Source organism: Bradyrhizobium sp. LTSPM299, assembly GCF_000938235.1.
Taxonomy (GTDB): domain Bacteria; phylum Pseudomonadota; class Alphaproteobacteria; order Rhizobiales; family Xanthobacteraceae; genus Bradyrhizobium.
Map to the genome: position 1 here is coordinate 1 of NZ_JYMU01000086.1, position 5,695 is coordinate 5,695.

The window sequence follows — 5,695 nt, forward strand, 5'->3', positions numbered from 1 at the left end:
GCTTCATCGACCAGTCCTTTTGCCACGCTGCGCTCCAAACCCAGGATCGTCACGTTGAGCCGAGCGCTGAGTGAGTAGCCGCCATCACCGAGGTTCAGGTCTACCTCTGCATCGATGCTAACTTTGGCTGGCAGCGTGATTTTCCATTTGCGGGCCGCAAGCGCGATCGCATTCGCGAAAGAAGCTGACCAGCCAGCTGCCAGCAGCTGCTCCGGGTTGGTACCGATCCGCGCCGAGCCGGGCATCGAAAGCCTGATGTCGAGCAGGCCGTCGGAGCTGCGCGAAGCGCCCTGTTCGCGGTCTCCCGTGGTTCTGGTCTTGGCGGTGTGGAGCACCTTTACGATTTGGTCCATGTTACATTCTTTTTTGATAGTGGCCTGTAGAACGGTCTTGAGGCTCGCGGGCACGGTGCGCGCGAGCCTTCGGTCGTTGCTGGTCTGGCGCGGCTGATAGATCTGGTCGGCGCGCACAATGCGCTCGCCGTAGTCTTCAAGCCGATTTGCGGAGGGATCTGAAGCCTGCACGAAGCTCTTCGGTAAAAAGCCTTGGCTGCTCCCAGGCAGCAAAATGACCGCCCTTTTCCACCTTGTTGTAATGGATGAGATTGGGATAGGCCCGCTCTGCCCACGTCCGGGGCGTCTGGTACAGTTCGTCCGGGAAGACGCTCACGGCAGTTGGGACTTTGACGCCCTTCGGACTGAAGAAGGGCAGCTTGTTCTCCCAGTAGAGCCGAGCTGACGAAACACCTGTGTTGGTGAGCCAGAACAGCGTGACATTGTCGAGGACATCGTCCGGTGTCAGACCCTCGGTTTGTCCGTCAAACGAACGCGCGATGAGTTCCAGACTGCGCGCGTCGTGGTCGATCAGGAAGGTCGCGAGGCCGATCGGCGAGTCCGCAAACCCCGCCAGTGTTTGCGGGCGCGACGCCATCCAGAAGGCGTAATAGACATGCTTGTAGACGAAAACGAGCTGGTCGTAGGAGCTTGTCTCTTCGGCAGAGAGACCAGACGGCACCGGCGCACCAGAAAACGATGCCTGGTCGATCTCCGCAGGAATCGCGCCGGGCATGTTGGTGTGGATGCCGACCAATTCCGGCGGCGCCTGCACGCCCAGCATATCGGTAACTATCGCACCCCAATCGCCGCCCTGTGCGGCAAAGTGCTTGTAGCCGAGACGCCTCATCAGAGTGGTCCAAGCCTGCGCGATCCGTTCGGGCCCCCAGCCGGTCGAAGTCGGCTTGCCGGAAAACCCGTAGCCGGGCATCGACGGAATCACCAGGTGGAAGGCGTCCGAAGCGCTGCCACCATGAGCGGTAGGGTCGGTGAGCGGCCCGATGATCTTCAGTTGCTCCACCACCGAACCGGGCCAGCCATGCGTCACGATCAGCGGCAGTGCATTTTCATGCTTGGAGCGGACATGGATGAAGTGGATGTCCAGACCGTCGATTTCGGTGATGAAGTTCGGCACGGCGTTGAGCCGCGCCTCGACCTTGCGCCAGTCGTAGTCGACTTGCCAGTAGCGCAGAAGTTGGCGGATGGTCTTGAGCGGTACGCCCTGGGAGAAGTCGGTAACCGTCTCGTTCTCTGGCAGGCGTGTTTCCGCCAGGCGCCGGCGCAGATCGACGAGGGCTGCCTCTGGAAAGTGGATGTGGAAAGGACGGATGGCATTTTTGTCGAAGGCCCCGACGGTGTCGATGGCCCGCGAACTGGCTGTGTCGGCCATCGCGGCGGCTCTGAACGGAAGGCCGAGATCACCGGCGACGGGGCTATTTGTTTCTGTCGTCAACATGTGGATTCTCCTCGATTTGCTAATGGGTTGGAAGGGCCGCAGTTCGCTTGAACGCCTGCGAAGAGCCGGTCATCCGTCATCCTCGCTGCCAGGAAAGATTGCGCCAAAGTCCGCGCATTAGCCCGCTATGGGTTGTTAGGGGTTGTTAGTGCTCGCGACCGGGCTGCGCCCCTGGTCTCTGGCCGCCTACCGGACCTTGGCGCTATGCCTGGGGCGGGCTCTTCGCCTAGAATGCCGGTGGAGCTGGGACCGGACCGGATGGCTTCGAGAGGCGACGCCATGATCGCAGCGGCCGCGCGGACCAAGGAAGTCATATCCTTTGGTCCTTTCAGTCTCATCGTCAGCGAGAGGCTTCTGACCAACGACGGTACACCGATCGAGTTGAGTGCGCGGGCACTCGATATCCTCGTCGTTTTGCTGTCCCATCCCAACGAAATTGTCGGCAAGAAGGAATTGTTGGCACAGGTTTGGCCCGACGTCATCGTCGAGGAAGGAAGCCTGCGGTTTCATATGACTTACCTCCGTAAGGCGCTAGGTGACGGAAAGGCTGGCGCCCGATACATCGCAACTCTCCCCGGCAGGGGTTATTGCTTCGTCGCGCCAGTCTCGCGGTCGGCCGGTCAGCGCGGTGACACGCCCATCGTCGCAAGCATTTTTCCGCACGCCAATCTTCCCAGCCGCCAAAGCCGGGTGGTTGGCCGGGACGACGATATTCTGAAGCTGTCGGCTCAGCTGAACGCCTCGCGCTTTGTCACCATCGTCGGCGCCGGCGGCGTCGGCAAAACCACCGTTGCGATAGCGGTCGGTCATCACCTGGTCGATGCTTTCTCGGGTGCTTTGCTGTTCGTCGACCTCGGAACGCTCAGCGATCCCACCCTGGTCACGACAGGCATGGCCTCCATGCTTGGGCTATCGGTTCAATCCAACGATGCGACGCCCAGTCTGATCGCTTACCTGCGCAACAAGCGAATTCTGTTGATCCTCGATACGTGTGAGCATCTCGTCGAAGCGGTGGCGCCGCTGGCGGCACGCATCATCGATGCAGCGCCGCAGGTCCACATTCTCGCGACGAGTCGCGAAGCGCTTCGGGTAGATGGCGAGCATATCTACCGATTGGATGCGCTGGCCTGTCCGCCGGACGATCCGGGGCTTACGGCGGCGGCGGTCCGGGCGTTCCCGGCCACACAGCTGTTCATGGAGCGCGCAGCGGCCAGTGGCGCGCGTTTGGACGTCAGCGATGCGGAAGTCCTGATCGTTGCAAGCATCTGTCGAAAGCTTGACGGTGTGGCGCTCGCGATCGAACTGGCGGCCAGACGCGTCGAATCCCATGGACTGCAACAAACCGCGACCCTTCTCGATCAACGCCTGACTCTGCTTTGGGTGGGGTCGCGAACCGCTCCACCGCGGCAAAAGACACTGCAGGCCACGCTGGATTGGAGCTTCGGGCTCCTGACCGAACTGGAGCGTATAGTGCTCCGCAGGCTCGCCGTATTCGTTGGCCATTTCACCCTGGATGCGGCGCTGGAGGTCGTTACCGGCGCTACTCTCGACAGGTCGACCGTCCTTGGCGCCGTAGATAGCCTGGTCGCCAAATCGATCGTGGCAACGAACCCCCTGGGGGCGATGATGCGCTACCGGCTTCTCGACACAACGCGCGATTACGCCCGTGAGATCGGCATTGACGCCGCCGATGCTACCGACCTGTCGATACGGCATGCGACCTACTTTCGCCGCTGGTTGGAGCAGAGCGGAAAGGAATGGTCGACCTCATCAAGTGGAATCGAACGCGCTTCACATTTCGCGGCCATCAACAATGTTCGGGCCGCACTCGAATGGTGCTTTTCTCCGGAAGGTAACGCCGAGGTCGGCGTTAGTCTTGCCGCCGCCGCGGTGCAGGTTTTTCTGGCGATGTCTTTACTTCCGGAATGTCACCGCTGGTCACAACATGCACTCCTCGCTCTCGACAAGACCGGCGCCGGAGGTCTCACCGAGATGTATCTTCAGGCGGCCTTGGGTTTCTCGTCCTCGCAAATATACGGAGAAAGCAACGCCGTAACCGAGGCCCTGAGCAGAAGCCTGGCCATTGCCGAACAGCACGGTGACACGGCTTATCAAGTCGGACTGCTTAACATGGAACATATTTCCCATGCCCGTAGAGGAGATCTCCGGACCTCGCTTGAATACGCCAGACGTTGCGGGGCGATTGCCGAGACGTCTGATGACCTGACGGTCAAAGCGCTGGCCCATGCCATGTTGGGAAGGGCGCTGCAGGTTACCGGTGACCTTGCGGGTTCGCGTGCGGAGCTCGATTCCCTGATGCGGATATTATCGCAATCCCATCGTGGACCGGTCCTCCTCAGCTACGATCCCCACTACCATTCGTATATCGCACTGGCGCGGACCCTTTGGCTGCAAGGTTATCCGACCCAGGCGCTGGAACTCGCACGCCAGGGGGTCGAAGCCTCCGAAGCCATGGGCCATCCGGCAGCGTTGGCGCTGGTTTTGGCCGGCGCGGCGTCGGTTTTTCTCTGGGCTGGCGATCTCGATAATGCCCAATACCACACCGATTTGTCGCTTTCGCATGCCGAAGCCAATGCCTTGGGGCCTCTTGTAGCGATCGGACAGGGTCGCAAGGCAGAGTTGGCGATTCTGCGCGGCAACACCAAAGCGGGCGTCAAGGATCTGCAGGCAACGCTCGAGCGCCTGCACGCGGCGCGACATGAGGTGCTCACCACGGAGTTCAACATTGCAGTCGCTCAAGGACTGGCCGCGCTTGGACGGCCAGATGAAGGCAAGGCGCTGATCGACGAGAGTATTCGGCAAGTCGAAGTCAGTGGCGAGATGTTCTATATGCCGGAACTGCTGCGCATAAAGGGCGGGCTTCTCCTATCGATGGAGAAACCCGACGTCCGCGAGGTGGAGACCTGCTTCAACGAGTCGCTTGTATTGAGCCGACGTCAAGGTGTGCGTGCCTGGGAATTGCGTACCGCGAGGGACCTCGCGAAGCATTTGGCCGACCAAGGACAGTCCAAAAACGGACGGACGCTACTGCAGTCGGTCTACGCGGAGTTCAAGGAAGGATTTGAGACGGCGGACCTCAAAGCCGCCGAAGCGCTGCTCACCACGTTGAGGTGATTTCACTACGACTCTCAACCTGCCTCCAGCAAGCAGAGATCGCTTCGTAATCCCGTCACCCGACTGTTTGCGCTCGTTCTTTTGCGCCAGCGGAAGCGTTTTGCCCGTCATTTTTTCGGACTGCTTGCAGCAGCTAACGCCTGCTAACGACCCATAACGGGTAATTTCCTCAGATCGGCGCGAAGGTGAGGCCACATCAAGTCATCAAGGAGGTAATCATGAAACTCACAGGTAAGAAGGCTCTCATCACTGGCGGAAACAGCGGCATCGGCCTGGCGACCGCCCGTCTTTTCGTTGCAGAAGGCGCTGAAGTCGCGATTACCGGCCGGGACCAGAAGACGCTGGATGAAGCAGTCGCCGAACTGGGACCCAACGTGCGCGGCTACCGCGCCGACGTTACCGTGGCGGACGATCGCAAGCAGCTCTTCGCGGATATTGCCAAGGATTTCGGCAAGCTGGACGTCGTCTTCGCCAATGCCGGAATTAGCGGCAGGACGCCCACCGGCGCTACGGACGAAGCAGCGTTTGAGAATATCGTCCGCACCAACCTGAATGGCGCATTCTTCACCATCAACTCCGCTGCTTCTCTGTTGAACGACAACGCCAGCATCATCTTCAACGGATCGGTGCACAACTATATGGGCCAGGCCGGCCTAGCGGCCTATGCGGCCACCAAGGGCGGGGTGGTCTCCATGGCGCGTGCGATCGCTGCCGACTTTGCGCCGCGCAACATTCGCGTCAATGTCGTCGCACCCGGAGCGACAAAAACTCC

4 protein-coding genes are annotated in these 5,695 nt (G+C 60.5%); 2 read left to right on the top strand and 2 right to left on the bottom strand.

Annotation, left to right across the window (positions count from 1 at the left end):
- Positions 1-353, bottom strand: a 353-nt coding sequence (locus UP10_RS38030; RefSeq protein ID WP_044591219.1) for an Ohr family peroxiredoxin, incomplete at its 3' end; no start/stop codon positions are given.
- A gap of 136 nt (positions 354-489) precedes the next feature.
- Complete coding sequence (locus tag UP10_RS38035; RefSeq protein WP_050043811.1) at positions 490-1,788, bottom strand: epoxide hydrolase family protein; 1,299 nt, start codon at positions 1,786-1,788, stop codon at positions 490-492.
- Positions 1,789-2,067: 279 nt separating this feature from the next.
- Between UP10_RS38035 and UP10_RS38040 the strand changes: the two genes are divergently transcribed.
- Together UP10_RS38040 and UP10_RS38045 are read left to right on the top strand one after the other, a co-directional pair.
- Complete coding sequence (locus tag UP10_RS38040) at positions 2,068-4,923, top strand: ATP-binding protein (RefSeq protein WP_044592315.1); 2,856 nt, start codon at positions 2,068-2,070, stop codon at positions 4,921-4,923.
- Between the two features lie 218 nt (positions 4,924-5,141).
- Positions 5,142-5,695 (top strand): SDR family NAD(P)-dependent oxidoreductase (locus tag UP10_RS38045; protein WP_044591217.1); only part of this gene is annotated, 554 nt, incomplete at its 3' end.

Bases quoted from the DNA above. Each gene is read 5' to 3' on its own strand.
- UP10_RS38035 (WP_050043811.1), bottom strand. From the start codon at position 1,788: ATGTTGACGACAGAAACAAATAGCCCCGTCGCCGGTGATCTCGGCCTT.
- UP10_RS38040 (WP_044592315.1), top strand. From the start codon at position 2,068: ATGATCGCAGCGGCCGCGCGGACCAAGGAAGTCATATCCTTTGGTCCT.